Annotated in this window: 23 protein-coding genes and 1 tRNA gene; 19 read left to right on the top strand and 5 right to left on the bottom strand. The window is 33.3% G+C overall.

Translation table 11 applies throughout. The features are described 5' to 3' along the window. The first annotated feature begins 23 nt into the window (after nt 1-23). The 15 genes from prfB (at nt 24) to whiA (ending at nt 18,068) form a co-directional block, all read left to right on the top strand. A protein-coding gene (gene prfB / locus SBL16_RS01845) for a peptide chain release factor 2 (RefSeq protein WP_100479628.1) occupies nt 24-1,140 on the top strand; the annotation gives its coding sequence in 2 pieces (ribosomal slippage) (nt 24-95 and nt 97-1,140; 1,116 coding nt in all). A gap of 260 nt (nt 1,141-1,400) precedes the next feature. Next, nucleotides 1,401-2,258 carry a CHAP domain-containing protein gene (locus SBL16_RS01840; protein WP_182477419.1) on the top strand — a complete coding sequence of 286 codons (858 nt, stop codon included), beginning with the start codon at nt 1,401-1,403 and terminating at the stop codon, nt 2,256-2,258. A gap of 400 nt (nt 2,259-2,658) precedes the next feature. Continuing rightward, on the top strand, nt 2,659-3,474 hold the full coding sequence (locus SBL16_RS01835) for an oxidoreductase (RefSeq protein WP_107611471.1): 816 nt from the start codon (nt 2,659-2,661) through the stop codon (nt 3,472-3,474). 207 nt (nt 3,475-3,681) lie between these two features. After that, nucleotides 3,682-4,323, top strand: coding sequence for a YfbR-like 5'-deoxynucleotidase (locus SBL16_RS01830; RefSeq protein ID WP_107611470.1), 642 nt, complete (start codon nt 3,682-3,684; stop codon nt 4,321-4,323). 5 nt (nt 4,324-4,328) lie between these two features. Continuing rightward, on the top strand, nt 4,329-4,556 hold the full coding sequence (locus SBL16_RS01825) for a CsbA family protein (protein WP_037536344.1): 228 nt from the start codon (nt 4,329-4,331) through the stop codon (nt 4,554-4,556). Nucleotides 4,557-5,007: 451 nt separating this feature from the next. Then, on the top strand, nt 5,008-6,993 hold the full coding sequence (gene uvrB, locus SBL16_RS01820) for an excinuclease ABC subunit UvrB (RefSeq protein ID WP_016930981.1): 1,986 nt from the start codon (nt 5,008-5,010) through the stop codon (nt 6,991-6,993). Between the two features lie 7 nt (nt 6,994-7,000). Then, nucleotides 7,001-9,835, top strand: coding sequence for an excinuclease ABC subunit UvrA (gene uvrA / locus SBL16_RS01815; protein WP_107611469.1), 2,835 nt, complete (start codon nt 7,001-7,003; stop codon nt 9,833-9,835). A gap of 336 nt (nt 9,836-10,171) precedes the next feature. Next, nucleotides 10,172-11,107: an HPr(Ser) kinase/phosphatase gene (gene hprK, locus SBL16_RS01810; RefSeq protein WP_011276393.1), complete on the top strand. Its 936-nt coding sequence runs from the start codon at nt 10,172-10,174 to the stop codon at nt 11,105-11,107. A gap of 3 nt (nt 11,108-11,110) precedes the next feature. Continuing rightward, on the top strand, nt 11,111-11,959 hold the full coding sequence (gene lgt, locus SBL16_RS01805; RefSeq protein ID WP_107613416.1) for a prolipoprotein diacylglyceryl transferase: 849 nt from the start codon (nt 11,111-11,113) through the stop codon (nt 11,957-11,959). Then, nucleotides 11,956-12,435 (top strand): acyltransferase, encoded by a 480-nt coding sequence (locus SBL16_RS01800; protein WP_053019094.1) that lies wholly within the window; start codon nt 11,956-11,958, stop codon nt 12,433-12,435. The genes lgt and SBL16_RS01800 overlap by 4 nt, the downstream gene beginning before the upstream one ends. 16 nt (nt 12,436-12,451) lie before the next feature. Then, nucleotides 12,452-13,891: a tetratricopeptide repeat protein gene (locus SBL16_RS01795; RefSeq protein WP_107611466.1), complete on the top strand. Its 1,440-nt coding sequence runs from the start codon at nt 12,452-12,454 to the stop codon at nt 13,889-13,891. 63 nt (nt 13,892-13,954) lie between these two features. Further along, nucleotides 13,955-14,896 (top strand): thioredoxin-disulfide reductase, encoded by a 942-nt coding sequence (trxB, locus tag SBL16_RS01790; protein ID WP_037536326.1) that lies wholly within the window; start codon nt 13,955-13,957, stop codon nt 14,894-14,896. A 198-nt stretch (nt 14,897-15,094) separates the two neighbouring features. After that, the gene (rapZ, locus tag SBL16_RS01785) at nt 15,095-16,009 is read left to right on the top strand and encodes an RNase adapter RapZ (RefSeq protein ID WP_317952532.1); all 915 of its coding nucleotides are present in this window, start codon (nt 15,095-15,097) and stop codon (nt 16,007-16,009) included. Further along, on the top strand, nt 16,006-16,992 hold the full coding sequence (locus tag SBL16_RS01780) for a uridine diphosphate-N-acetylglucosamine-binding protein YvcK (protein WP_037536325.1): 987 nt from the start codon (nt 16,006-16,008) through the stop codon (nt 16,990-16,992). Before rapZ ends, SBL16_RS01780 begins: the two co-directional genes overlap by 4 nt. 131 nt (nt 16,993-17,123) lie before the next feature. Further along, nucleotides 17,124-18,068, top strand: coding sequence for a DNA-binding protein WhiA (gene whiA / locus SBL16_RS01775; RefSeq protein WP_037536323.1), 945 nt, complete (start codon nt 17,124-17,126; stop codon nt 18,066-18,068). A 359-nt stretch (nt 18,069-18,427) separates the two neighbouring features. Here the strand turns inward: whiA and SBL16_RS01770 are convergent. After that, nucleotides 18,428-18,499: transfer RNA gene (locus SBL16_RS01770), tRNA-Arg, on the bottom strand. Between the two features lie 193 nt (nt 18,500-18,692). Between SBL16_RS01770 and clpP the strand changes: the two genes are divergently transcribed. Then, nucleotides 18,693-19,280 (top strand): ATP-dependent Clp endopeptidase proteolytic subunit ClpP, encoded by a 588-nt coding sequence (gene clpP, locus SBL16_RS01765; protein WP_011276385.1) that lies wholly within the window; start codon nt 18,693-18,695, stop codon nt 19,278-19,280. A 205-nt stretch (nt 19,281-19,485) separates the two neighbouring features. Here clpP and SBL16_RS01760 read toward each other — a convergent pair whose 3' ends face one another. From SBL16_RS01760 to SBL16_RS01750, 3 genes are all read right to left on the bottom strand, one after another. Beyond that, nucleotides 19,486-19,671, bottom strand: a complete 186-nt coding sequence (locus tag SBL16_RS01760; protein ID WP_182477420.1) for a hypothetical protein — start codon at nt 19,669-19,671, stop codon at nt 19,486-19,488. A 22-nt stretch (nt 19,672-19,693) separates the two neighbouring features. Beyond that, nucleotides 19,694-20,593, bottom strand: coding sequence for a TIGR01777 family oxidoreductase (locus SBL16_RS01755; RefSeq protein WP_107611464.1), 900 nt, complete (start codon nt 20,591-20,593; stop codon nt 19,694-19,696). Between the two features lie 305 nt (nt 20,594-20,898). After that, the gene (locus tag SBL16_RS01750; RefSeq protein WP_107611463.1) at nt 20,899-21,078 is read right to left on the bottom strand and encodes a hypothetical protein; all 180 of its coding nucleotides are present in this window, start codon (nt 21,076-21,078) and stop codon (nt 20,899-20,901) included. A 207-nt stretch (nt 21,079-21,285) separates the two neighbouring features. Between SBL16_RS01750 and SBL16_RS01745 the strand changes: the two genes are divergently transcribed. Next, nucleotides 21,286-22,035: a DUF4887 domain-containing protein gene (locus SBL16_RS01745; RefSeq protein WP_107614126.1), complete on the top strand. Its 750-nt coding sequence runs from the start codon at nt 21,286-21,288 to the stop codon at nt 22,033-22,035. Between the two features lie 66 nt (nt 22,036-22,101). Here the strand turns inward: SBL16_RS01745 and SBL16_RS01740 are convergent, their stop codons facing one another. Further along, complete coding sequence (locus tag SBL16_RS01740) at nt 22,102-22,320, bottom strand: hypothetical protein (protein ID WP_033079633.1); 219 nt, start codon at nt 22,318-22,320, stop codon at nt 22,102-22,104. Nucleotides 22,321-22,657: 337 nt separating this feature from the next. On the opposite strand from SBL16_RS01740, the gene SBL16_RS01735 reads away from it, so the two are divergent. Continuing rightward, nucleotides 22,658-23,671, top strand: a complete 1,014-nt coding sequence (locus SBL16_RS01735; RefSeq protein WP_011276378.1) for a sugar-binding transcriptional regulator — start codon at nt 22,658-22,660, stop codon at nt 23,669-23,671. Nucleotides 23,672-23,722: 51 nt separating this feature from the next. Then, complete coding sequence (gene gap, locus SBL16_RS01730; RefSeq protein WP_033079634.1) at nt 23,723-24,730, top strand: type I glyceraldehyde-3-phosphate dehydrogenase; 1,008 nt, start codon at nt 23,723-23,725, stop codon at nt 24,728-24,730. The last annotated feature ends 50 nt before the right edge of the window (nt 24,731-24,780 follow it).

Genomic DNA, 24,780 nt, shown 5'->3' with positions numbered 1-24,780 from the left:
AGGTAAGAATAGGAGAGATAAATATGGAATTATCTGAAATTAAGCGAAATATAGATGAATATCGTAACAACTTAACACAAATTAGGGGGTCTCTTTGACTTAGAAAATAAAGAGACAAATATTCAAGAATATGAAGAAATGATGACTGAACCTGACTTTTGGGATGATCAGAATAAAGCACAAGATGTTATTGATAAAAATAATGCATTAAAATCAGTTGTAAATGGTTATCATGAATTAGAAGAAGAAGTTGAGGATATGACGGCAACTTGGGAATTATTGCAAGAAGAGTTAGATGATGATGTAAAGAGTGATTTAGAACAAAATGTTCTCGACTTCAAAGAGAAAGTTGATCAGTTTGAATTGCAATTATTATTAGATGGTCCACATGATGCGAATAATGCAATTTTAGAATTACATCCGGGTGCTGGTGGTACTGAATCACAAGATTGGGCTAGTATGTTACTACGTATGTACCAACGTTATGGTGAACAACAAGGGTTCAAAGTTGAAACTGTTGATTATTTACCAGGTGATGAAGCGGGCGTCAAAAGTGTCACATTGTTAATTAAAGGGCATAATGCGTATGGTTATTTAAAAGCCGAAAAAGGTGTTCATAGACTAGTTAGAATTTCTCCATTTGATTCATCTGGGCGCCGTCACACGTCATTTGCTTCATGTGATGTCATTCCGGAATTTAATAATGATGAAATTGAAATAGAAATTAATCCTGACGATATTACAGTAGATACATTTAGAGCATCAGGTGCTGGAGGTCAGCATATAAATAAAACAGAATCTGCAATTCGAATTACGCACCATCCAACAGGCATCGTAGTTAATAACCAAAATGAACGTTCACAAATTAAAAACCGTGAAGCAGCGATGAAAATGTTAAAAGCTAAATTATACCAATTAAAATTAGAAGAGCAAGAACGTGAAATGGCTGAAATACGTGGTGAACAAAAAGAAATTGGTTGGGGAAGCCAAATTCGTTCATATGTTTTCCATCCTTATTCTATGGTAAAAGATCATCGAACAAATGAAGAGACTGGTAAAGTTGATGCAGTCATGGATGGGGAGATTGGACCATTCATTGAATCGTATCTAAGATATACAATGAATCAAAGTGATAATTAATGTAAAAGAATTGAAAATAGGAGTGAGATAGAGTTCGTTTTGAATTGATTATCTTACTCCTAATTTTTTTGAGAATCTAAATAATAGCTAAGTAAATGTAAATTGAAATGTTATTTATTACTAGAGTATATAATTTCATATGTTATTTAAGCCCTTTTTAACCTTTATATTACAAGCCGATAACATTGAACTTCTATAAAATATGTTGTGCTACAGTATAAAAGAACAATAATATAAAACAACAAAGGAATGACAACATGATTAATAAGACTCTTACAGTAACATTGACTTCTATTGCAGCTTTAGCAGGTTTAAGTGGTTTAGCTAATGCACAAGAACATACAAATTCAACACATACAACTTCACAACAATCAAATACATACAATAGTCAAGTGGAGCAAGAAACAAATCTAGGATTAACAAATAAAGATATCGTTAAAGTTAAAGCTGGCGATACATTATACCAAATTGCGTTATCACATCACTTATCACTTGAACAATTATATAACTTTAATCCAGGTGTAACTGCATTAATTCATCCAGGTGACTTAATTGCAGTAAGTGAAAAAGGTGCAGCAAAATTAGAAAATAAAGAGATCAATTATGCACAAACTTATGCAGAAACAACAGCATTTAATCAATCAGATGTGGTAGCTCAATCGGTAAGTGCTAGCACAACAAATGTGACTGGTTACAATATTGTACCTACAAGTGCACCTACAACTACTACGCACGATTCATACTACTCATCAGTGAATACACCAGTATCGTATCAACATATTACAACTGCCAATCAAGGAAACCGTTATAGTTTCGGAAATTGTACATACTATGCATTTGATCGTCGACAACAATTAGGGCGCTCAATTGGTAGTTATTGGGGTAACGCCAATAACTGGGCATACTCAGCAAAAAATGCTGGATTAACAGTAGATAATCGTCCAGAAGTAGGTGCTATTTTCCAAACAACTGCTGGTTATTATGGTCATGTTGGTGTCGTGGAACATGTTAATCAAGATGGATCAGTATATGTTTCAGAAATGAACTGGAATGGTCATTATAACCATGTTACAAATAGAACAATTACAAACACTTCAAGCTATAATTTTATTCACTAACAAATTTAAAGACATTATTTTTAATATATTCAAATGTCAGAGTTCAATGGCTATGCAATTTAGCATAGTTATTGAACTCTTTTTTTATGAGGTATGCCGTTTTATAAAAATTTATAGGAAGACTAAACGAAATAGCGCGGCATAGTTAGAGCAAGGGGTGTTTATTTTATATAAATAGTTAGGAACCGGTTTGTGTACATTTTAGGAAAACAATCTAATCTTTAATTAAAGTACTTATCACAATACATTTCTATGTAACTAGTATATATTGGGTAATAAATGAAAATGAAATAATTGTTATGTATTGAAGAAAGCTCAATGTAAGCGAATATTTATTAATAGTTTTGCTCTTTTTACGCATAATTATGTTTTAAAATAGAATATAAAGGTGGACTCATTTATGGGAAAAGTCATTTTAATTACAGGAGCAACGAGTGGTATTGGTTATAAAACAGCAGAATATTTAGCAGCACAGGGAAATATTGTTTATGGCGCTGGTCGTAGGATAGAAAGCCTTGAAAAAGTAAACCAAGTTAACCCTTTAAAATTAGATTTAACAAATGAAGCATCAATCAAAACGGCAATCGATACAATTATCGCAAACGAAGGAAGAATTGATGTGCTCGTTAATAATGCCGGTTATGGTTCATATGGTGCAATCGAAGATGTCACAATTGAAGAAGCGAAACAGCAATTTGAAGTAAATATATTTGGTTTAGCACGTATTACACAGCTAGTTTTACCACATATGAGAACGCAAAAATCAGGACATATCATTAATATTTCATCAATGGGTGGACGACTTACAACTTATTTTGGCGCTTGGTATCATGCTACGAAATATGCATTAGAAGCCTTTAGCGATGCTTTACGAATGGAAGTAGAGGAATTCGGGATAGAAGTATCTATTATTGAACCAGGTGGGATTAAAACAGATTGGGGGATTATCGCTGCTGATAAATTAGCTGATTCTGCAAAAGGCGGTGCCTATGAAGCTACTGCGATGAAAGTGGCTCAAAGTATGAAAAAGCAATATCATTCTAATATGCTTTCAAATCCAATGGTAGTCACAAAAGCGATTTCAAAAGCAATAGATAGTAATAAACCTAAACCACGTTATCTATTAGGATTTGCAGCTAAACCCCTTGTGTTTTTACATGCTATATTGCCAACCAAAGTATTTGATAAGATGATGAAAGCTTCAAATTCAATTTAACGAATCGTAATATAATCATTCGACAAATTGTATACATAAGACTCCTCGATAGTTCATTTAAGCGTGAAACTATGTTGAGGGTCTTATTTTTTATACTTCTTCAACATTTTACAATATATAAAGAATTGACACTTCTCATAGAAATGTTGATTGATATAATAAATGTAAGTATAATCTTTATTTAATAGAGTATGGAGGTAAGGTAAAATGGGTGTTCATCAATACTTTAAGAGACTTTCTGATTTAGAGAAATTAATTCGCTTACCAGGTAAATTTAAATATTTTGAACATAATGTTGCTGCTCACTCTTTTAAAGTTACTAAGATTGCACAATATTTAGCGACTGTAGAAGAACATCATGGTAATACTATTGATTGGAAAAGTTTATATGAAAAAGCACTGAATCATGATTTTGCAGAAGTGTTTACTGGTGACATTAAAACACCAGTGAAGTACGCTAAAACGGAATTGAAAATGTTGTTTTCTCAAGTTGAACAAGATATGGTGGACACGTTTATTAATGAAGAAATACCTGAACCTTATAAAGATATTTATCGAGAACGACTACAAGAGGGGAAAGATGATTCGTTAGAGGGTCAAATTTTATCTGTAGCCGACAAAATTGATTTATTGTATGAAACGTTCGGCGAAATACAGAAACGTAATCCCGAGGACCTGTTCTTTGAAATTTATGAACACAGCTTGGAAACAATCATGCAATTTGATCACTTAAGTTCTGTTCAAGATTTCATAGAAAATGTCATACCTGAAATGCTAACTGAAAACTTCATTCCTCGAGCAGAATTGCGAGAAACTACAATGGCGATTTTAAATCGAAGAAATGGGTGAGATAAATGATTTGGTACGCTTTAGCTGCATTTTTTCCATGTGTATTAGTCGTGTTGTTTAGTGTGATAACTCGAAGTAAATGGGTTGGTGTTATTGCGACATTAATTTTGATAGCTGCTTCAATTTACAAAGGATTCTTTCACAATGAATGGATAATCTTTATCGATGTAGTGTCCTTATTAGCTGGATATGTCATCATAGATAACCTTGAGTTTCATAAGCATCAAGACTAAACATTATTAAACAGAACTTTTGAATGTTGCTGTAAGTTGGTTTATAGTGTAAATGCACAATTTGTCCAAATGGAAGTAAATATTTAAAGTATATTTAAGAGCGGGCGTCATTAAATTATATATGAATAAATCACACGCATTAGTGGAATATAAAATAAGAATAAATGTTTTTGAAAATACAAACGTAAGCGAACAAACGTTTGTATTTTTATTTATATGTTTGATAAAATAGCCTTAAGTGAGAGTAGTTTACAAATAATAGGAAATTTTTAAGTGAATGAATTTATGAATTTCACTTAATAAGGTGGTTTAAGCTATTTCAGTAGAATTTTTATTAATAATAAAGATACAATTTAAAACAAATCATTGTTAAATTTTCATACATCATTTATTTACATCAAAGTTTAAATAAATAGTTAAGAATGCTTAATTCAAGGAGGCGCTTATCAGAATGGTGGAACATTACCCGTTTAAATTGAATTCTGAGTTTGATCCACAAGGGGACCAACCGCAAGCAATAGAGAAAATAGTTAAAGGTGTTAAAGAAGGAAAGCGTCACCAAACGCTTTTAGGTGCCACTGGTACAGGTAAGACATTTACAATGAGTAATGTTATTAAAGAAGTGGGAAAACCAACGCTCATCATTGCACACAATAAAACATTAGCGGGACAACTTTATAGTGAGTTTAAGGAATTCTTTCCAGAAAATAGAGTAGAATACTTTGTTAGTTATTATGATTACTATCAACCAGAAGCCTATGTACCTTCTACAGACACGTTTATTGAGAAAGATGCCTCAATTAATGACGAAATTGACCAACTACGACATTCTGCCACAAGTGCATTATTTGAACGTGATGATGTCATTATCATAGCCAGTGTCAGCTGTATCTATGGTTTAGGTAATCCGGAAGAATATAAAGATTTAGTAGTAAGTGTTCGAGTTGGTATGGAAATGGATCGAAGTGAACTGCTTCGTAAACTCGTAGACGTACAATATTCTAGAAATGATATTGATTTCCAACGTGGTACATTTAGAGTACGTGGCGACGTGGTGGAAATTTTCCCAGCTTCACGTGAAGAAATGTGTATTCGCGTTGAATTTTTTGGCGATGAAATTGATCGGATTCGAGAAGTTAATTATTTAACGGGAGAAGTCATTCGCGAACGTGAACATTTCGCGATTTTCCCGGCGTCTCACTTCGTAACACGTGAAGAAAAAATGAAAGTTGCCATAGAACGTATTGAGAAGGAATTAGAAGAACGATTAAAAGAATTAAAAGATGAGAATAAGTTATTAGAAGCTCAACGTCTAGAGCAACGTACAAATTATGATTTAGAAATGATGAGGGAAATGGGATTCTGTTCGGGTATCGAGAACTATTCTGTACATCTAACGTTAAGACCTTTAGGTTCAACACCTTATACGTTACTAGATTATTTCGGTGATGACTGGTTAGTAATGATCGATGAGTCTCACGTTACATTGCCACAAATAAGAGGAATGTTTAACGGTGACCGTGCGCGTAAGCAAGTTTTAGTAGATCATGGTTTCCGATTACCTAGTGCGATGGATAACCGACCATTAAAATTTGAGGAGTTTGAACAAAAAACGAATCAATTGGTATATGTATCAGCTACACCAGGACCTTATGAGATTGAACATACCGATGAAATGATTGAACAAATTATTCGTCCTACTGGTCTTTTAGATCCTAAAATTGATGTTCGACCAACTAAAAATCAAATTGATGATTTACTTAGTGAAATTCAAGAACGTATTGATAGAGATGAACGTGTCTTAGTCACAACGTTAACTAAAAAAATGAGTGAAGACTTAACGACATACATGAAAGAAGCGGGTATTAAAGTAAATTACTTACACTCAGAGATTAAAACGTTAGAACGTATTGAAATTATTCGTGACTTAAGAATGGGAACGTATGATGTTGTTGTCGGTATCAATCTATTGAGAGAGGGAATTGATATACCGGAAGTTTCATTAGTTGTTATTTTAGATGCAGATAAAGAAGGTTTCTTACGCTCAAACCGCTCATTAATCCAAACGATAGGTCGTGCTGCACGAAATGAAAAAGGTGAAGTGATTATGTATGCTGATAAAATCACCGATTCAATGCAATATGCGCTTGATGAAACGCAAAGACGTCGTGATATACAAATGGCACATAATGAAAAATATGGAATCACACCTAAAACAATTAATAAGAAAATTCATGATGTTATTAGTGCCACGGTTGATAATGATGAAACAAATGAAAAACAACAAACCGAATTACCTAAGAAAATGACTAAAAAAGAAAGACAAAAAACAATTGAAAATATAGAAAAAGAAATGAAAAAAGCAGCTAAAGATTTAGACTTTGAAAAAGCAACAGAATTAAGAGATATGTTATTTGAATTAAAAGCAGAAGGGTGACAGTTAAATGAAGGGACCAAGTATTATAGTAAAGGGTGCACGTGCACATAACTTAAAAGACGTAGACATTGAACTTCCAAAAAATAAATTAATTGTTATGACAGGGTTATCTGGGTCAGGTAAATCGTCTTTAGCATTCGATACGATTTATGCTGAAGGGCAAAGACGTTATGTAGAATCATTAAGTGCATATGCGCGTCAATTTTTGGGGCAAATGGATAAACCAGATGTCGATACGATAGAGGGATTATCACCAGCTATTTCAATTGACCAAAAGACGACAAGTAAAAATCCCCGCTCAACAGTAGCAACGGTAACGGAGATTTATGATTATATTCGTTTGTTATACGCACGAATAGGCAAGCCATATTGTCCTAATCATAATATTGAAATTGAATCTCAAACTGTGCAACAAATGGTTGATCGCATTTTAGAACTTGAAGAACGCACTAAAATTCAAATTTTAGCGCCAGTTGTTTCTCATAGAAAAGGTAGTCATGAGAAACTTATCGCAGATATTGGTAAAAAAGGCTATGTACGTCTTAGAGTTGACGGCGATATTGTCGATGTCAATGAGGTTCCTGAATTAGATAAAAATAAAAACCATACTATCGAGGTAGTCGTAGACCGTTTGGTAGTTAAAGATGGTATTGAAACACGTTTAGCAGATTCAATTGAGACAGGTTTAGAATTAGCTGATGGCAATATTACTGTCGATGTAATTGATGGAGAGGACCTTAAATTTTCTGAGAATCACGCTTGTCCAATTTGCGGGTTCTCTATTGGTGAATTAGAACCTAGAATGTTTAGTTTCAATAGCCCATTTGGTGCTTGTCCAACTTGTGATGGTTTAGGCCAAAGATTAACAGTCGATCTTGATTTGGTAGTTCCAGACCCTAATAAGACTCTAAATGAAGGTGCGATTGAACCATGGGAACCTACGAGCTCAGATTTTTACCCAACTTTATTAAAACGCGTATGCGAAGTATATAAAATTAATATGGATAAGCCATATAAAAAGTTGACTGATAGACAGAAAAACATATTAATGAATGGTTCAGGTGATAAAGAAATTGATTTCTCTTTCCACAGTCGTAACGGTGGGACACGTCATAGAAGAATGAAATTCGAGGGTGTTGTTGCCAACATTGACCGTCGTTATCATGAATCACCATCGGAATATACACGTGAAGTAATGAGTAAATACATGACTGAACTGCCTTGCGAAACTTGTCACGGTAAACGTTTAAGTAAAGAAGCGCTATCTGTTTACGTTGGTGGATATAATATTGGAGAAGTTGTCGAATATTCTATCAAGAATGCATTAAATTACTATGAAAATATTGAGCTTTCAGAACAAGATAGAGCTATTGCAAATCAAATTTTAAAAGAAATCATTTCAAGATTGTCATTTCTAAATAATGTTGGATTAGAATATTTAACACTTAATCGTGCGTCAGGCACTCTTTCGGGTGGTGAAGCACAACGTATTCGATTAGCGACACAAATCGGTTCACGCTTAACAGGGGTACTTTATGTGCTTGACGAACCCTCTATTGGTTTACACCAACGTGATAATGATCGTCTGATAAGTACATTGAAAGAAATGCGAGATTTGGGCAATACACTTATTGTTGTTGAACATGATGATGACACTATGCGAGCAGCTGATTATCTCGTAGATGTCGGTCCTGGTGCAGGTAATCATGGTGGTGAAATCGTCTCTAGTGGCACTCCAAGTAAAGTCATGAAAGATAAGAAATCTTTAACAGGACAATATTTAAGTGGTAAGAAACGTATCGACGTTCCTGAACATCGTCGAGAAGTAACTGATCGCAAAATTAGTATCAAAGGTGCACGAAGTAATAACTTAAAAGGTGTAGATGTAGATATTCCATTGTCTGTAATGACAGTTGTAACAGGTGTGTCTGGTTCAGGTAAAAGTTCACTAGTTAATGAAGTATTATATAAATCATTAGCTCAAAAAATAAATAAATCTAAAGTTAAACCGGGTGCCTTTGATAGCATTGAAGGTATTGATCAACTAGATAAAATTATTGATATTGACCAATCTCCTATCGGTAGAACACCACGTTCTAATCCAGCCACTTATACTGGCGTATTTGATGATATACGTGATGTATTTGCTCAAACAAATGAAGCGAAAATTCGTGGTTATCAAAAAGGACGCTTTAGCTTTAATGTTAAAGGTGGACGTTGTGAAGCTTGTAAAGGTGATGGCATTATTAAAATTGAAATGCACTTTTTACCTGATGTGTATGTTCCATGCGAAGTTTGTGATGGAAAACGCTATAACCGTGAAACATTAGAAGTTACTTATAAAGGTAAGAATATTGCTGAAGTGCTTGAAATGACAGTGGAAGAAGCAACGTATTTCTTTGAAAATATTCCTAAAATACATCGTAAATTACAAACACTTGTAGATGTTGGTTTAGGTTACATCACGCTTGGACAACAAGCCACAACACTATCAGGTGGAGAAGCACAACGTGTTAAATTAGCTTCTGAATTGCATAAACGTTCAACTGGTCGTTCCATCTATATTCTTGATGAACCTACAACCGGTTTGCACGTCGATGATATTAGTCGTTTGCTAAAAGTGCTTAATCGTCTAGTCGAAAACGGTGACACAGTTGTGATTATTGAACATAATTTAGATGTCATTAAAACAGCAGATCATATTATTGATCTAGGACCTGAAGGTGGCGATGGTGGTGGTACACTAGTTGCTACTGGTACACCAGAAGAGATTGCAAATGTAGAATCATCATACACAGGTAAATATTTAAAAACGGTACTTGAACGAGATAAAGTAGAATAAATTAAATTATAGATTATGGAAATTAATAGTAATTTAAGGGATCATAGTCATCTCGCATTAATTGACTTAACTGAGAAGACGCTCATATCGAGCTTTTCTCAGTTTTTTTAATAACAAAACATCAAACCCAACAAAGGGAATTGTAATAAGAAATTCAATAAGTGAGGTTAAGTAATCCAATACAAACTATATGTTGCTCCCTTAATGATTTAAAAGCAATCTAAGGTGTATATGAAACAAATATATTAGGATTTCTTCTTTTTTATATTAATCTTGTCTTTATTTTTGATATGATAATAGGTGAATGAATTCAAGTGAAAATTTTGAGGTGAACTCATGTTAACGACAGAGAAATTAGTCAAATTACTTAAATTAGAATTGTTTACAGGTGAAAAAGGATTACATAAACCTATTAAAAATACGGATATTTCTAGACCAGGTCTAGAAATGGCTGGATATTTTTCACACTATGCTGCAGACCGAATTCAATTACTAGGTACTACAGAATTATCGTTTTATAATTTGTTACCAGACGAGGAACGTCATGGACGTATGAGAAAATTATGTCGTCCTGAAACACCTGCAATTATTGTGACAAGAGGATTAGAACCTCCGCAAGAGCTGATTGATGCCGCTCAAGAAATGGATACACCACTCATCGTATCAAAGGATGCAACTACAAGTTTAATGAGTCGATTAACGACATTCCTTGAACATGAATTAGCTAAGACAACATCATTACATGGTGTGTTAGTCGATGTTTATGGTGTGGGTGTGTTAATCACTGGAGATTCTGGTATAGGTAAGAGTGAGACTGCACTTGAATTAGTGAAACGAGGTCATCGACTTGTAGCTGATGATAACGTAGAAATTCGTGAAATAACTAAAGATGAATTAATAGGGACACCACCTAAATTAATTGAGCACTTACTAGAAATTAGGGGTCTCGGTATCATCAATGTCATGACATTATTTGGAGCGGGGTCAATCCTCACACAAAAACAAATTCGTCTTAACATTAACCTTGAAAATTGGGATAAAGATAAACTGTATGACCGAGTTGGATTGAATGAAGAAACATTACAAATTCTTGATACAGAAATCACTAAAAAAACAATTCCTGTAAGACCAGGACGAAATGTTGCAGTCATTATAGAAGTCGCAGCAATGAATTATCGTTTAAATATAATGGGGATTAATACAGCTGAAGAATTTAATCAACGTTTAAATGAAGAAATCTTAAAAAAAGGTCATCAAAGCAAGGAGAACTAGAACATGCTTTTTAATCTGAATTATATTGATCCTACTGCATTTAGCATAGGTCCACTCTCAATAAAATGGTACGGTATCATTATTGCGGTAGGAATCCTTATTGGTTATTTCATAGCTCAAGAAAGCTTGAAATATGTTGGTTTACATAAAGATACGCTTGTTGACGTCATCTTTTACAGTGCCATCTTTGGGTTTATCACTGCACGTATTTACTTCGTGATTTTTCAATGGCCATATTACGCCCAAAACCCTATTGAAATTCCAATGATATGGCATGGCGGTATTGCAATACATGGTGGTCTTTTAGGTGGATTTATCACTGGTATTATTGTATGTAAAATTAAAAATTTAAATCCATTTCAAATTGGTGACATTGTGGCACCAAGCATTATTTTAGCTCAAGGTATTGGACGTTGGGGTAACTTTATGAATCATGAAGCTCATGGGGGTCCAGTCTCAAGAACCTTTTTAGAAAATTTACATATTCCAGAGTTTATTATTCGTAATATGTATATTGAAGGGATATACTACCATCCAACATTCTTATATGAATCTATATGGGATATATTGGGATTCATCATTTTAATTACAATTAGAAAGCATCTTCGCGTAGGTGAAACATTCACACTTTATTTAATATGGTATTCAATTGGACGTTTCTTTGTAGAGGGGTTAAGAACGGATAGTTTGATGCTAACAAGTCATATTAGAGTAGCGCAATTGGTATCAATTATTTTAATCATAATTGGTTTGGTTATTTTAATTTATCGTCGCATTAAATACCAGCCACCATTGTACAAAGAAGCAGGTCCGTTAACTTGGAATAGCTCTAAGGCGAAAGTGAAATCATGAGACGGTTAACTAAAGAAGACCATCATAAGATTAATCCACTATGGCGGATTTATAGTTTAGTACGTTTTCCCAAAGTATTTACCAATACATTGCTTATTGAATTATGTCGTTTTATACCAAATTTAAAATGGAAACGTTGGATATATATTAATCTATTGAACATGACCATTGGACAACATACTGCTATTGCCTATAAAGTAATGCCTGACATCTTTTATCCGCAACTCATTACAATTGGCAATAATTCTGTAATTGGTTATAATACAACAATATTAACGCACGAAGTATTAGTGGATGAATATCGCTATGGCCCAGTGTACATTGGTGACCATACATTAATTGGTGCAAATTCGACCATTCTACCAGGTGTACATATTGGTAATCATGTAGTCGTTAAAGCTGGAACAGTTGTATCAAAAGATATACCAGATTATGCCATTGCATATGGCAATCCTATGCAAATACATCATAAATAAAGAGAGGTGACAAAGAATGGCGCAAAACAATGATAAAATTATCTCGATGAAATTTGATGAACCATTTTATCGTAAAATGGCTGATCAAAAATATAGAATGCAAGATTTTAATAAGGCAGTAGAATACTATAAAAAAGTGCTTGATTTGTCACCACAAGATTTTGATATTAAATTAAAGTATGCTTATTGCTTAAATAAACTTAATTTAGGTAGACGAGCTGAGCATTTGTTTTATGACAGCATTATTGAAGGTAATCATGTTGCCGACAGTTTCTATCAACTTAGTCAATTAAACATTGACCTTAATGAGCCAAACAAGGCCTTCTTGTTTGGTATTAATTATGTGATTTTAACTGATGATACTGACTTTCGAGAAGAATTAGAAAAAACATTCGAAGTGTCTTATATGAGTGAAGATAAAATTCAGCTCGAAGCACAACTTTTCTCAACGCAATTACTATTCCAATATTTATTTTCTCAAGGAAGATTACAAGATGCACGTAAATATATTTTGAATCAAGAGGAGAAAATTCAAGAACATAGAGTCATTCGCAACTTATTAGCAATGTGCTATTTGTATTTAAGTGAATATGAAATTGCTAAAGATATGTTTGAAGCGTTATTGGCAGAAGATAATTCAGATGTACATGCACTATGTCACTATACATTGCTACTTTACAATACGAATGAAAAAGATAAGTATCACAAATATCTTAAAATATTAAGTAAAGTAGTACCAATGAATGATGATGAAAGTTTTAAATTAGGCATAGTACTAAGCTATTTAAAACAGTACGATGCATCTCAACAAATATTATTACCACTTTATAAAAAAGGTAAGTTTGCCTCAATTCAAATGTTTAATGCATTGAGCTTTAATTATTATTACCTCGGAAATAAAGAACAGAGTAAAGTATTTTGGGAGAAGTTACTGCAAATTTCTAAAGTTGATGTGGGCTACGCACCTTGGGTACTTGAAGAGAGTAAACAAACATTTGATCAAAAAATATTACCACTGTTATTAGATGATGATAGCCATTATAGACTTTATGGTGTGTTTTTATTAAATCAATTAAATGGTAAAGAAATATTAATGACTCAAGAGATTTGGTCTATTTTAGAAACAATGAATGACTATGAAAAACTTTACCTTACTTATTTAGTACAGGGACTGCATTTAAATAAATTAGATTTCATTCACAAAGGTTTAGTGAGTTTATATGAAATGGACGACATACAGAAAGATACGGAATTATTTATAAGTTGGATTGATAAAGGTGAAGGGTTAATTGCGAACGATGTTGATTTTAGTGAAGTTGACAGATATGTAGCTGCACATGCTTATCTATATCATCGTTATTATCATAGCCATATGACTAAAAAGAAAATTATGGAATTGTTTAATATATCAAGTTATAAGTTAGATAACGCAATTGATCAATTGTTGAGCATATAAATTTAAAGATTTCAAATATTAATATATAATGCGCATGATATTAAAAACGTAGGAGGCATAAAAATGACTGAAGTAAATTATGATGTTGCAATTATCGGTGCTGGACCAGCCGGTATGACTGCAGCAGTTTATGCATCACGTGCAAATTTAAGCACAGTAATGATTGAACGAGGCATGCCTGGTGGACAAATGGCAAATACAGAGGAAGTAGAGAACTTCCCAGGATTCGAAATGATTACTGGTCCAGATTTATCAACTAAAATGTTCGAACACGCTAAAAAATTCGGTGCTGAATATCAATATGGAGATATTAAATCAATTGAAGATAAAGGTGACTATAAAGAAATTAATTTAGGCAATAAAGAGATAACAGCTCGTGCGGTAATTATTTCAACTGGTGCTGAATATAAAAAAATTGGTGTCCCTGGTGAACAAGAACTAGGTGGACGCGGTGTAAGTTATTGTGCAGTATGTGATGGTGCATTTTTCAAAAATAAAAACTTATTTGTAATAGGTGGCGGGGATTCTGCTGTTGAAGAAGGTGCATTCCTAACTAAATTCGCAGATAAAGTTACAATTGTACACAGAAGAGATGAATTAAGAGCACAAAAAATCTTGCAAGATCGTGCGTTTAAAAATGACAAAATCGATTTTATATGGAGTCATACTTTAAAATCTATTAATGAAAAAGATGGAAAAGTAGGTTCTGTAACACTTGTTTCTACCAAAGATGCCTCTGAACAAACTTTAGATGCAGATGGGGTGTTCATCTACATTGGTATGAAACCATTAACAGCACCATTTGTGAATCTAGGAATTACGAATGATATGGGCTATATTGTAACTGAAGATAATATGAGTACGAAAGTGCCAGGTATATTTGCGGCTGGTGATGTTAGAGATAAAGGTTTACGTCAAATTGTAACAGCTACGGGTGATGGTAGTATAGCAGCACAAAGTGCTATTGATTACATTGAAGAATTAAAAGATAAGCAAGAAGCATAAATAAGATTAGGCTAGAGCATGCAATCACATCATATAGTGATTAAAGCATGAATTCTAGCCTTTTTTATTTAATTCAATATTAGATTCAGATATCGCAATAATAGTTACGATAAGTAGCTCATATGATATTATGAAAGTAAATTAACGATATTCTAAAACGTATGTATATATTAAAAAGATTAACTAGGCGGTGTCAAAATGACGAACCATAAAGAAAATGAAATGAGTAAAAGTGAACTATTAGTAGTAACAGGTCTATCCGGTGCGGGTAAATCAGTGGTCATACAATGTTTAGAAGATATTGGTTACTTCTGTGTTGATAATCTACCACCTATTTTACTCCCTAAATTTGTAGAATTAATGGAACAAGGTAATCCTTCTTTGCAAAAAGTAGCTATTGCTATAGATTTAAGAGGTAAAGAATTATTTAAATCATTAGTAGAAGAAATTGATGCAATCAAAAGTAGAAACGATGTAATTGTAGATGTCATGTTTTTAGAAGCGGAAACAGAAAAACTAATTTCTAGATACAAAGAATCTAGACGAGCTCACCCTTTAAATGAAAATGGACAAATGTCTTTGATGGATTCAATCTTAGAAGAAAAGCAATTGCTTAGCAATATTCGTACAATCGCTAATTATATTGTAGATACAACTCAATTGACGACGAAAGAACTTAAAGCTAGAGTGAAAGAAAAATTTGAAGATGAGAATTTTAAATCCTTTAGTATCAATGTATCAAGTTTCGGCTTTAAACATGGTATACAAAAAGACGCAGATTTAGTATTTGATGTCCGTTTCCTCCCAAATCCTTATTATGTTGAAGACTTAAGACCGATGACAGGAGAAGATGAACCAGTTTACCATTATGTTATGAAATGGAATGAAACTGAAATATTTTTCGAAAAATTAATGGATTTACTGAAATTTATGATACCAGGTTATAAAAAAGAGGGTAAATCACAATTAGTAATTGCAATAGGTTGTACAGGAGGTCAACATCGCTCTGTTGCGTTAGCTAAACGCATTGGTGAAGAATTAACAGAAATATTTGATTATAATGTCTATGTTCATCACAGAGATGCACATATCGAAAGTGGCGTGAGAAAATGAAACAATTAAAGATTGTACTCATAGGCGGTGGAACAGGCCTATCAGTATTGGCGAGGGGGCTGAGAGAGTACCCCATTGATATAACGGCCATCGTTACTGTAGCTGATGATGGTGGTAGTACTGGTAAAATACGTAGTGAGATGGATATACCTGCTCCAGGTGATATTAGAAATGTTATAGCGGCACTAAGCGATGCTGAACCAGTCATAGAAGAATTATTTCAATATCGATTTAAAGAAAATCAAATCGAAGGACACTCACTAGGTAATTTATTACTAGCAGCCTTAACAAACATAAAGAATGACTTCGGTCATGCAGTTAAAGAATTAAGTAAGATTTTAAATATTAAAGGTAAAGTGATTCCTTCAACGAATACTAATGTTATGCTAAACGCAGTGTTAGAAGACGGAGAAATTGTACGAGGAGAATCTCAAATACCAAAGAAAAACAAACGTATTGATCGTGTTTTTTTAGAACCTGAAAATGTTGAACCTATGGAAGAAGCAATTGACGCATTAGAAGATGCAGATTTAATCGTGCTCGGACCTGGCTCACTATACACAAGTGTTATTTCGAATTTATGTGTTAAAGGTATGTCAGAAGCTATTTTACGTTCTAAAGCACCTAAATTATACATATCTAATGTTATGACTCAACCGGGAGAAACATCAGATTACGACGTTATGGACCATATTCAAGCAATACATAAACATGCTGGAAGTGATTTTATTGATTATGTCATCTGTAGTAATGATAAATACGATGATAAAGTGTTAGAACGTTATAGAGAGCGTAATGCTAAACCGGTTGTTATGGATGAACATAAAATTACAGATCATAATATTAGAATGATCACGTCATCTAATTTAGTCGAAATATTAGATGATCATTTAGTACGTCACAATACTAAAGTTTTAGCAAGATTGATCTATGATTTAGCACTTGAAATGACAAGTACGATTCAATTTAGACCTAAAAAATAACACTTCTAATCATCTGTATAACTATGGTATGATATAGGGCGTATGTTTATTAATGTATTCGCGTAATATAGTGCAACTATATAGGATGTTAGTTACTTGTATATATAAAATTGATTAGAGGGGGAAATGTGATGAGTTTTGCATCAGATATGAAGAATGAATTAACACGCATTGATGTTGATGAAAGCAATGCCAAAGCAGAGCTTAGCGCATTAATTCGTATGAACGGTGCACTTAGCCTATCTAATCAACAATTCGTAATTAATGTTCAAACAGAGAATGCTACGACCGCTAGAAGAATTTATTCATTAATTAAACGCATATTTAATGTAGAAGTGGAAATTCTAGTTCGTAAAAAAATGAAATTAAAGAAAAATAATATTTATATTTGTCGTACAAAAGTGCGAGCTAAAGAAATTCTAGATGAACTTGGTATATTAAAGAATGGTATTTTTGTTCACGATATTGATGCTAGCATGATTAAAGATGATGAAATGCGTAGAAGTTATTTAAGAGGCGCATTTTTAGCTGGAGGATCTGTAAATAATCCAGAGACATCATCCTACCATTTAGAAATATTTTCTCAATATGAGAATCATTCTGAAGGTTTAACTAAATTAATGAATAGTTATGGATTAAATGCTAAACATTTAGAACGAAAAAAGGGTAGTATTGCTTATTTAAAAGAAGCTGAAAAAATTTCTGATTTTCTAAGTTTAATAGGTGGATACCAAGCATTATTGAAGTTTGAAGATGTGCGAATTGTTAGAGATATGAGAAATTCAGTGAATCGTTTAGTAAATTGTGAAACTGCAAACCTTAATAAGACTGTAAGTGCCGCTATGAAACAAGTAGAAAGTATCCAGTTAATTGATCAGGAAATCGGATTAGATAATTTGCCTGATCGCTTAAGAGAGATTGCTAAACTTCGAGTTGAGCATCAAGAAATCTCTTTAAAAGAACTGGGAGAAATGATATCGACGGGTCCGATATCTAAATCTGGAGTCAACCATCGTTTAAGAAAGTTAAATGAACTTGCAGACAAAATTCGAAGTGGTGAAAAAATAGAATTATAAGTATAAACGCGTCATGGATTGGCGAGTTCTTTTTTTAGAACTAGGGACTTGGATCCCTGAAAAGTCCCTGAAATTTAATTTTCTTTGTTTTTTTATTAAAAGACAAATAAAAAAGAACGAGCCTGGAACATAAATAATATGATGATGCTATTTTGCAAATTCGCAGTAGATGACTGAACTGAGAAGGCGCTTAAATCAAGCTTTTCTCAGTTCTAGTCATCCTTGTGGGGCCCCAACAAAGAGAATTTCACTAAGAAATTCTACAAGCAAAGCAAGTTGGGAGTGGGACGACGAATTTAAAAAGAATTCTGTCGCACTCCCATTCTTGAAATTAAAATGTGCATAATTAAAGCTATTAGCCCCCTCGAGAGGAGTCGAACCTCTATCTTAAGAACCGGAATCTTACGTGCTATCCGTTACACTACGAGGAGATATTAAATGATAAAGACAAATTTCTGTACTAATTGTTATTTTAAAAGTACAATCTGAATGTATGTTTATAGTGTACAAAATCTATTAAAATATGGTCAACTTTTCTTAGTGCTAGATGAGTTTAAATTTTGACCATTTTTGACTTTTGATGTAAAATACTAATTAACAGTTAATCACAAGGAGGAAATATAAATGAATTTAATTCCTACAGTAATTGAAACAACAAATCGCGGTGAACGCGCATACGATATTTATTCACGTTTATTGAAAGACCGTATTATTATGCTAGGTTCTGCAATTGATGATAATGTAGCAAATTCAATTGTATCACAATTATTATTCTTACAAGCTCAAGACTCTGAGAAAGACATCTATCTATATATTAATTCTCCAGGTGGTAGTGTTACGGCTGGATTTGCAATTTATGATACGATTCAACATATTAAACCAGATGTACAAACAATTTGTATCGGTATGGCTGCATCAATGGGTTCATTCTTATTAGCAGCTGGTGCAAAAGGTAAACGCTTTGCATTACCAAACGCTGAAGTTATGATTCACCAACCATTAGGTGGTGCACAAGGACAAGCGACTGAAATCGAAATTGCTGCTAACCACATTTTAAAAACACGTGAAAAATTAAACAAAATTTTAGCTGAACGTACAGGTCAAAGTATTGAAAAAATTCAAAAAGATACTGATCGTGATAACTTCTTAACTGCTGACGAAGCTAAAGAATATGGTTTAATTGATAATGTTATGCAACCAGAAGATAAATAATCAAATTTAACCATGGCATACAAATGGGAGTAGGACAGAAATAATATTTTCTCAAAATTTATTTCGTTGTCCTACCCCGGCAAGGATGACTAGGTTTGAAAAAAGCTTGATTCAAGCGCATTTTCAAATCAGTCAGCTACTGACAAAATGATAAAGTAGGCTGAGACATTTTATTTTGTCCCAGCCTCATTTTTTTATGACTATTTTAATTGTTTGAAGAACGTTTTAGGAACAGTCGAATAGATATAATAAGTAAAATAATGCCAATTAATATGAAGAATATGGACATTAAAATAATTACTAAATTATGTTCGAAAGCGAAAACACCATTGAGTATAAGAAATAGACTTGCGATGATAAGTAGAATATAAGTTAATTTCTCGTCATTCATTTTCAAAACTCCAATTAAATTATTATGCATCTATTAAATCTTCGAAAGCAATTTTTAGGTTAGGATAGTTAAACGTAAAACCGAGCGCATCCAGTTTATTTGGTAATACCTTTTGCGTATCTAAAACAACCGTAGACATTTCACCAAGTGCTAATCGCATTAGGAAGGATGGCACCCATGTTTCATGAGGGCGATGCATGACACGCGCAAGTGTGTACCCAAATAAATTTTGGCGTTCAGCAATTGGTGCAGCCATATTGAATGGACCTTTTGCTTTAGGATTATCGATTGTGAATAGAATTGCGCGCACTAAGTCATTAATGTGAATCCATGAATACCATTGGAATCCAGATCCTAATTTACCACCTACGAAGAATTTATAAGGAAGCTTCATCGTCTGTAGGGCGCCTCCATCATCAGATAAAATCATGCTGAATCTGCCAAGTACTACTCGCGTACCAAATGACTCAAAGCGTTTAGCAAAACGTTCCCACTGATAAACCACATCAGATAGAAAATCAAACGGATGTGTTTGATATTTCTCTGTATACGTATGATATAAACTAGGTGGATAATAACCCATTGCACTAGCATTAAAGAGCACTTCAGGTTTATGTTCTCGTTCGCTAAATAAATCAACTAGTGCTTGAGTTGACTGAATACGACTAGTCATAATCAATTGTTTATATGATGGTGTCCAACGTTTATTTAAAGTTGCACCAGCCAAATTAATTACAACATCTATATCTGGAACTTGGGACATCCAACCGTCTTTTGACCAATTAACATAAGAAATCTTTGGATCATCACTTTGCTTATCACTACGAGTTAGTATTGTAATATGTACATCGCGATTCTTTAATTCATTTACTAATTGACTGCCTACCATTCCAGTTCCGCCAGTTATTAAGAATTGCTTCATATTTACACCTCTATTAATTTATAGTATTAAGATAGCCTTTCTATAATCAACATTGAACTTTTCTTGTTCAAAAAATGTACAATGATTAGTCAATAATATGTCATTTACTAAGCTGTAAACAGGATTTAAATTATCTAAAGTTAAGTTATAATTAATTTGTACCTTCGCTATAGTAGATTTCAATATCTTTGAGTAAATTGAGTATACCCCATAGACTACACAAAATAAACGAAGGTCAATTTTGACTCCCTTTAGTAGAAGCCCATGCGAGAATCGTGTGGGCTCTTTGTATATCTATTATAGTACTAATGAATAAAGATTAAGAATAATATGATTAGAGGAATGAAAATGACTGATAAAAATATAAAGTCAAACTGAGATGTATGACTGTCATCATAATCATCATTATTCAACATCATAGATTTTAGATTATGTTTAGGGACATTTTCATCTTCAAACATATCTTCAGAAACAAATTTTTTCATTATGACTCACACTTTCACATTTTAATAAAATTAAATTTGCATAATTGATGTTTGTAATTACTTATGATGTTATCATATATAAGTGATTATGTATCATTATAATTAATGTCTTAAACCTTTTTATTTCATTTCCGTGCGAATTACTGTAAAATTATATGCTACATTTAGGGGACTAGACAATTTTAATATATTAAAGTGAGGTAACTTATGTCTAAGAACAATAGAAATAGAGATGACTTTGGTGAACCGGAAAAGAAAAAAATGAGTGGCATTTCGAAACTTATTAGTACGATTATCGTTTTATTATTATTAAGCGGATTAGCATTTGCGATTTTTGCATTTGTAGATCATTCAAATCGTTCAAGTGAACGCTTAAACAATCAATCAACTGAAGAGCACAAAGATAAAAATGATAAAAAAGACAAAGAAGATAAAGACAAGAAGGATAAGTCAGATAAAGATAAAAAAACAAGTGAAGATAGTTCGAATGTGACTCAAGAGAATGTTACGCAGCAAACAGCTCAAACCCAACAACGTCAGACACAACAAGCAACACCTCCAACTCAGCAAAGAACTAAACATCAACCATCAACGGAGGAGAAACAAAGAACCAAAGAAGCACAGACTAAGGAAGAAAAAACACAAGAGAAAACAACTAAAGAAGAAGCTACAACAGAAGAAGCTCGCACTAAAGAACAAGCAACTCAAGAAAGTAACAGTAATAATAGTAGTGATAATAATTCTAGTGAATCAAATACGGATAAGTCTAATAGTAACCAGACAAGCAATCAAACTAGAACGCAACAATCACCACAGACACAACAATCACCACAGACCCAACAACGATCAACAACTCAGTCGTCTACGCAGCAATCAACCTCAAGACAAACTTCACAACGAAGTGCTACGTCTAGTCAAAGTCAGTCAAGCCAAGAATCATCAAATAGTAATGAATAATATAGTTAGTAGTTATCAAAGTGAGATTTTGAAACAGTCATGTTTCAAGTCTCACTTTTTACTTTTTTAAAACATCCAATTGAGTAAAAAGGTAAAAATAATTGAAAGCAAAATAGAAATGATTAGTGAAGAAAGGCAACCAAATGGACAACCACAACCATAATGATATCTTATCGAATAGTTGTTACGTTCATTATGATCATTACCATTAAAATAGTTATCATCTTTATATCTACGATCTTCAGGGTCAATGACTTCTACATTATTATCATTTTCTCGAGCCATTTCTTCATCCTCCTTAAATGAATTTCTTATATTATAAATTAAAATAGTTTAAACAAGAAAGTGTTTTGCAAAAGAATAATTTCTAAACTTTAAGGGTAATACTATAAAATAAGGGTTTAATTAAACTTTGCGCCACTTTATAAAAAGGGAAATACTACTTAAATTAGGGAATTTTACAGATAATTTTAAATATTAGAGTTTTTCTCTTGCATTTTCAACAACACAATAGTACTATTGCAAGTGTAAAGAGGTTAGATTTTGTCCCACGCGGGACGCAATAAGTCAAACCAGGTTTATGCTATTGGTTACCTTTTATATATAAAGGAGGAAGGTAGTAGTGAAGGACTTGATTAAAATTCAACAGAAGCTGATACCTGATTTAATTGATAAAATGTATCGACGCTTTTCTATCTTAACTACTATCTCAAATAATCAACCAGTAGGTAGAAGAAGTTTAAGTGAGCACATGGATATTACTGAACGTGTTTTAAGATCTGAAACTGATATGTTGAAAAAGCAAGATTTAATTCAAGTCAAATCGACTGGAATGGAAATCACTGAAGAAGGCAAGTCAGTTTTGAATCAGCTTAACGAATATTTCAATATTTATACTGATGATAATCAATTAGCTGATCAAATTAAGTCAACTTTTGGTATTAAAGAAGTTCACGTTATACCTGGTGATGCAGATGCTCAAGAGAATGTTAAATCCGAAATGGGAAGACAAGCTGGCCAATTATTGGAAAGCATCTTATATGAAGACGCTATTGTTTCAGTAACAGGTGGTTCAACAATGGCAAATGTAAGCCGAGCCATGCATCTTCTACCATTTAATGTATTTTTCGTACCAGCTCGTGGTGGTCTTGGTGAGAATGTTATTTATCAAGCTAACACGATTTCAGCGAGCATGGCGCAACAAACAGGTGGTTATTATACAACACTTTATGTACCAGATAATGTAAGTGAATCAACGTATAATACACTTCTGATGGAACCCTCTGTGGTTCATACATTAGATAAAATTAAACAAGCAAATATAACAATTCACGGTATTGGTGATGCGCTGAAGATGGCGTATCGTAGACAATCGTCAGAACAGGTGATTGAAAGCCTTCAACATCATCAAGCCGTCGCAGAAGCTTTCGGTTACTATTTTGACGCTCAAGGAAATGTAGTCTATAAAGTAAAGACAATAGGACTACAACTTGAAGATTTAGAAACCAAAGATTTTATATTCGCTGTTGCAGGTGGACAATCTAAAGGTGAAGCAATTAAAGCTTACTTAAGTATTGCACCTAAAAATACAGTTTTAATTACTGATGAAGCAGCAGCAAAGGTAATATTAAATTAGTAATAAAAAGTTTAAAGCTTTTTAAATATCATTTTAAAGGAGGCCATTATAATGGCAGTAAAAGTAGCAATTAATGGTTTTGGTAGAATTGGTCGTTTAGCATTTAGAAGAATTCAAGACGTAGAAGGTATTGAAGTAGTTGCAGTAAACGACTTAACAGACGACGAAATGTTAGCTCATTTATTAAAATATGACACTATGCAAGGTCGTTTCACAGGAGAAGTTGAAGTTGTTGATGGTGGTTTCCGCGTAAATGGTAAAGAAGTTAAATCATACGAAGAACCAGATGCAAGCAAATTACCTTGGGGCGATTTAGATATCGACGTAGTATTAGAATGTACTGGTTTCTATACAGATAAAGAAAAAGCAGAAGCACACATCAATGCAGGTGCTAAAAAAGTATTAATTTCTGCACCAGCTAAAGGTGATGTAAAAACAATCGTATTCAACACTAACCACAATGACTTAGATGGTTCAGAAACAGTTGTTTCAGGTGCATCATGTACTACTAACTCATTAGCACCAGTTGCTAAAGTATTAAGTGATGAATTTGGTTTAGTTGAAGGTTTAATGACAACTATTCACGCATACACTGGTGACCAAATGACTCAAGACGGTCCACATAAAAAAGGTGACAAACGTCGTGCACGTGCAGCAGCTCAAAACATCGTACCTAACTCAACAGGTGCTGCAAAAGCAATCGGTAAAGTTATTCCTGAAATCGATGGTAAATTAGACGGTGGTGCTCAACGTGTACCAGTTGCTACAGGTTCATTAACTGAAGTAACAGTTGTATTAGAAAAAGACGTTACTGTTGAAGACGTTAACAAAGCAATGAAAAACGCTTCAAACGAATCATTCGGTTACACTGAAGACGAAATCGTTTCTTCTGACGTAGTTGGCATGACTTACGGTTCATTATTCGATGCTACTCAAACTCGTGTAATGTCTGTTGGTGACCGTCAATTAGTTAAAGTTGCAGCTTGGTATGACAACGAAATGTCTTACACTGCTCAATTAGTTCGTACTTTAGAATATTTAGCAGAATTATCTAAATAATTTAGAAGCATAGTTAAATAAACTTGTGCTCAGTATGGATGTACTATTCA

Origin of the sequence: Staphylococcus sp. NWU MK-U1 (genome assembly GCF_033283505.1) — a bacterium.
In the GTDB taxonomy this organism is placed as follows: domain Bacteria; phylum Bacillota; class Bacilli; order Staphylococcales; family Staphylococcaceae; genus Staphylococcus; species Staphylococcus haemolyticus.
The sequence above is the reverse complement of the archived record's forward strand: the minus strand, read 5'-3'. Positions and strand labels throughout refer to the sequence as shown.

Excerpts from the sequence above, each read along its gene's own strand:
- whiA (WP_037536323.1), top strand. The coding sequence starts at position 17,124 with ATGAGTTTTGCATCAGATATGAAGAATGAATTAACACGCATTGATGTT.
- SBL16_RS01750 (WP_107611463.1), bottom strand. The coding sequence starts at position 21,078 with ATGAAAAAATTTGTTTCTGAAGATATGTTTGAAGATGAAAATGTCCCT.
- clpP (WP_011276385.1), top strand. The coding sequence starts at position 18,693 with ATGAATTTAATTCCTACAGTAATTGAAACAACAAATCGCGGTGAACGC.
- SBL16_RS01740 (WP_033079633.1), bottom strand. The coding sequence starts at position 22,320 with ATGGCTCGAGAAAATGATAATAATGTAGAAGTCATTGACCCTGAAGAT.
- SBL16_RS01830 (WP_107611470.1), top strand. The coding sequence starts at position 3,682 with ATGGGTGTTCATCAATACTTTAAGAGACTTTCTGATTTAGAGAAATTA.
- uvrB (WP_016930981.1), top strand. The coding sequence starts at position 5,008 with ATGGTGGAACATTACCCGTTTAAATTGAATTCTGAGTTTGATCCACAA.
- gap (WP_033079634.1), top strand. The coding sequence starts at position 23,723 with ATGGCAGTAAAAGTAGCAATTAATGGTTTTGGTAGAATTGGTCGTTTA.
- uvrA (WP_107611469.1), top strand. The coding sequence starts at position 7,001 with ATGAAGGGACCAAGTATTATAGTAAAGGGTGCACGTGCACATAACTTA.
- trxB (WP_037536326.1), top strand. The coding sequence starts at position 13,955 with ATGACTGAAGTAAATTATGATGTTGCAATTATCGGTGCTGGACCAGCC.
- SBL16_RS01755 (WP_107611464.1), bottom strand. The coding sequence starts at position 20,593 with ATGAAGCAATTCTTAATAACTGGCGGAACTGGAATGGTAGGCAGTCAA.
- SBL16_RS01800 (WP_053019094.1), top strand. The coding sequence starts at position 11,956 with ATGAGACGGTTAACTAAAGAAGACCATCATAAGATTAATCCACTATGG.
- lgt (WP_107613416.1), top strand. The coding sequence starts at position 11,111 with ATGCTTTTTAATCTGAATTATATTGATCCTACTGCATTTAGCATAGGT.
- rapZ (WP_317952532.1), top strand. The coding sequence starts at position 15,095 with ATGACGAACCATAAAGAAAATGAAATGAGTAAAAGTGAACTATTAGTA.
- SBL16_RS01780 (WP_037536325.1), top strand. The coding sequence starts at position 16,006 with ATGAAACAATTAAAGATTGTACTCATAGGCGGTGGAACAGGCCTATCA.
- hprK (WP_011276393.1), top strand. The coding sequence starts at position 10,172 with ATGTTAACGACAGAGAAATTAGTCAAATTACTTAAATTAGAATTGTTT.
- SBL16_RS01760 (WP_182477420.1), bottom strand. The coding sequence starts at position 19,671 with ATGAATGACGAGAAATTAACTTATATTCTACTTATCATCGCAAGTCTA.
- SBL16_RS01795 (WP_107611466.1), top strand. The coding sequence starts at position 12,452 with ATGGCGCAAAACAATGATAAAATTATCTCGATGAAATTTGATGAACCA.
- SBL16_RS01745 (WP_107614126.1), top strand. The coding sequence starts at position 21,286 with ATGTCTAAGAACAATAGAAATAGAGATGACTTTGGTGAACCGGAAAAG.
- SBL16_RS01825 (WP_037536344.1), top strand. The coding sequence starts at position 4,329 with ATGATTTGGTACGCTTTAGCTGCATTTTTTCCATGTGTATTAGTCGTG.
- SBL16_RS01835 (WP_107611471.1), top strand. The coding sequence starts at position 2,659 with ATGGGAAAAGTCATTTTAATTACAGGAGCAACGAGTGGTATTGGTTAT.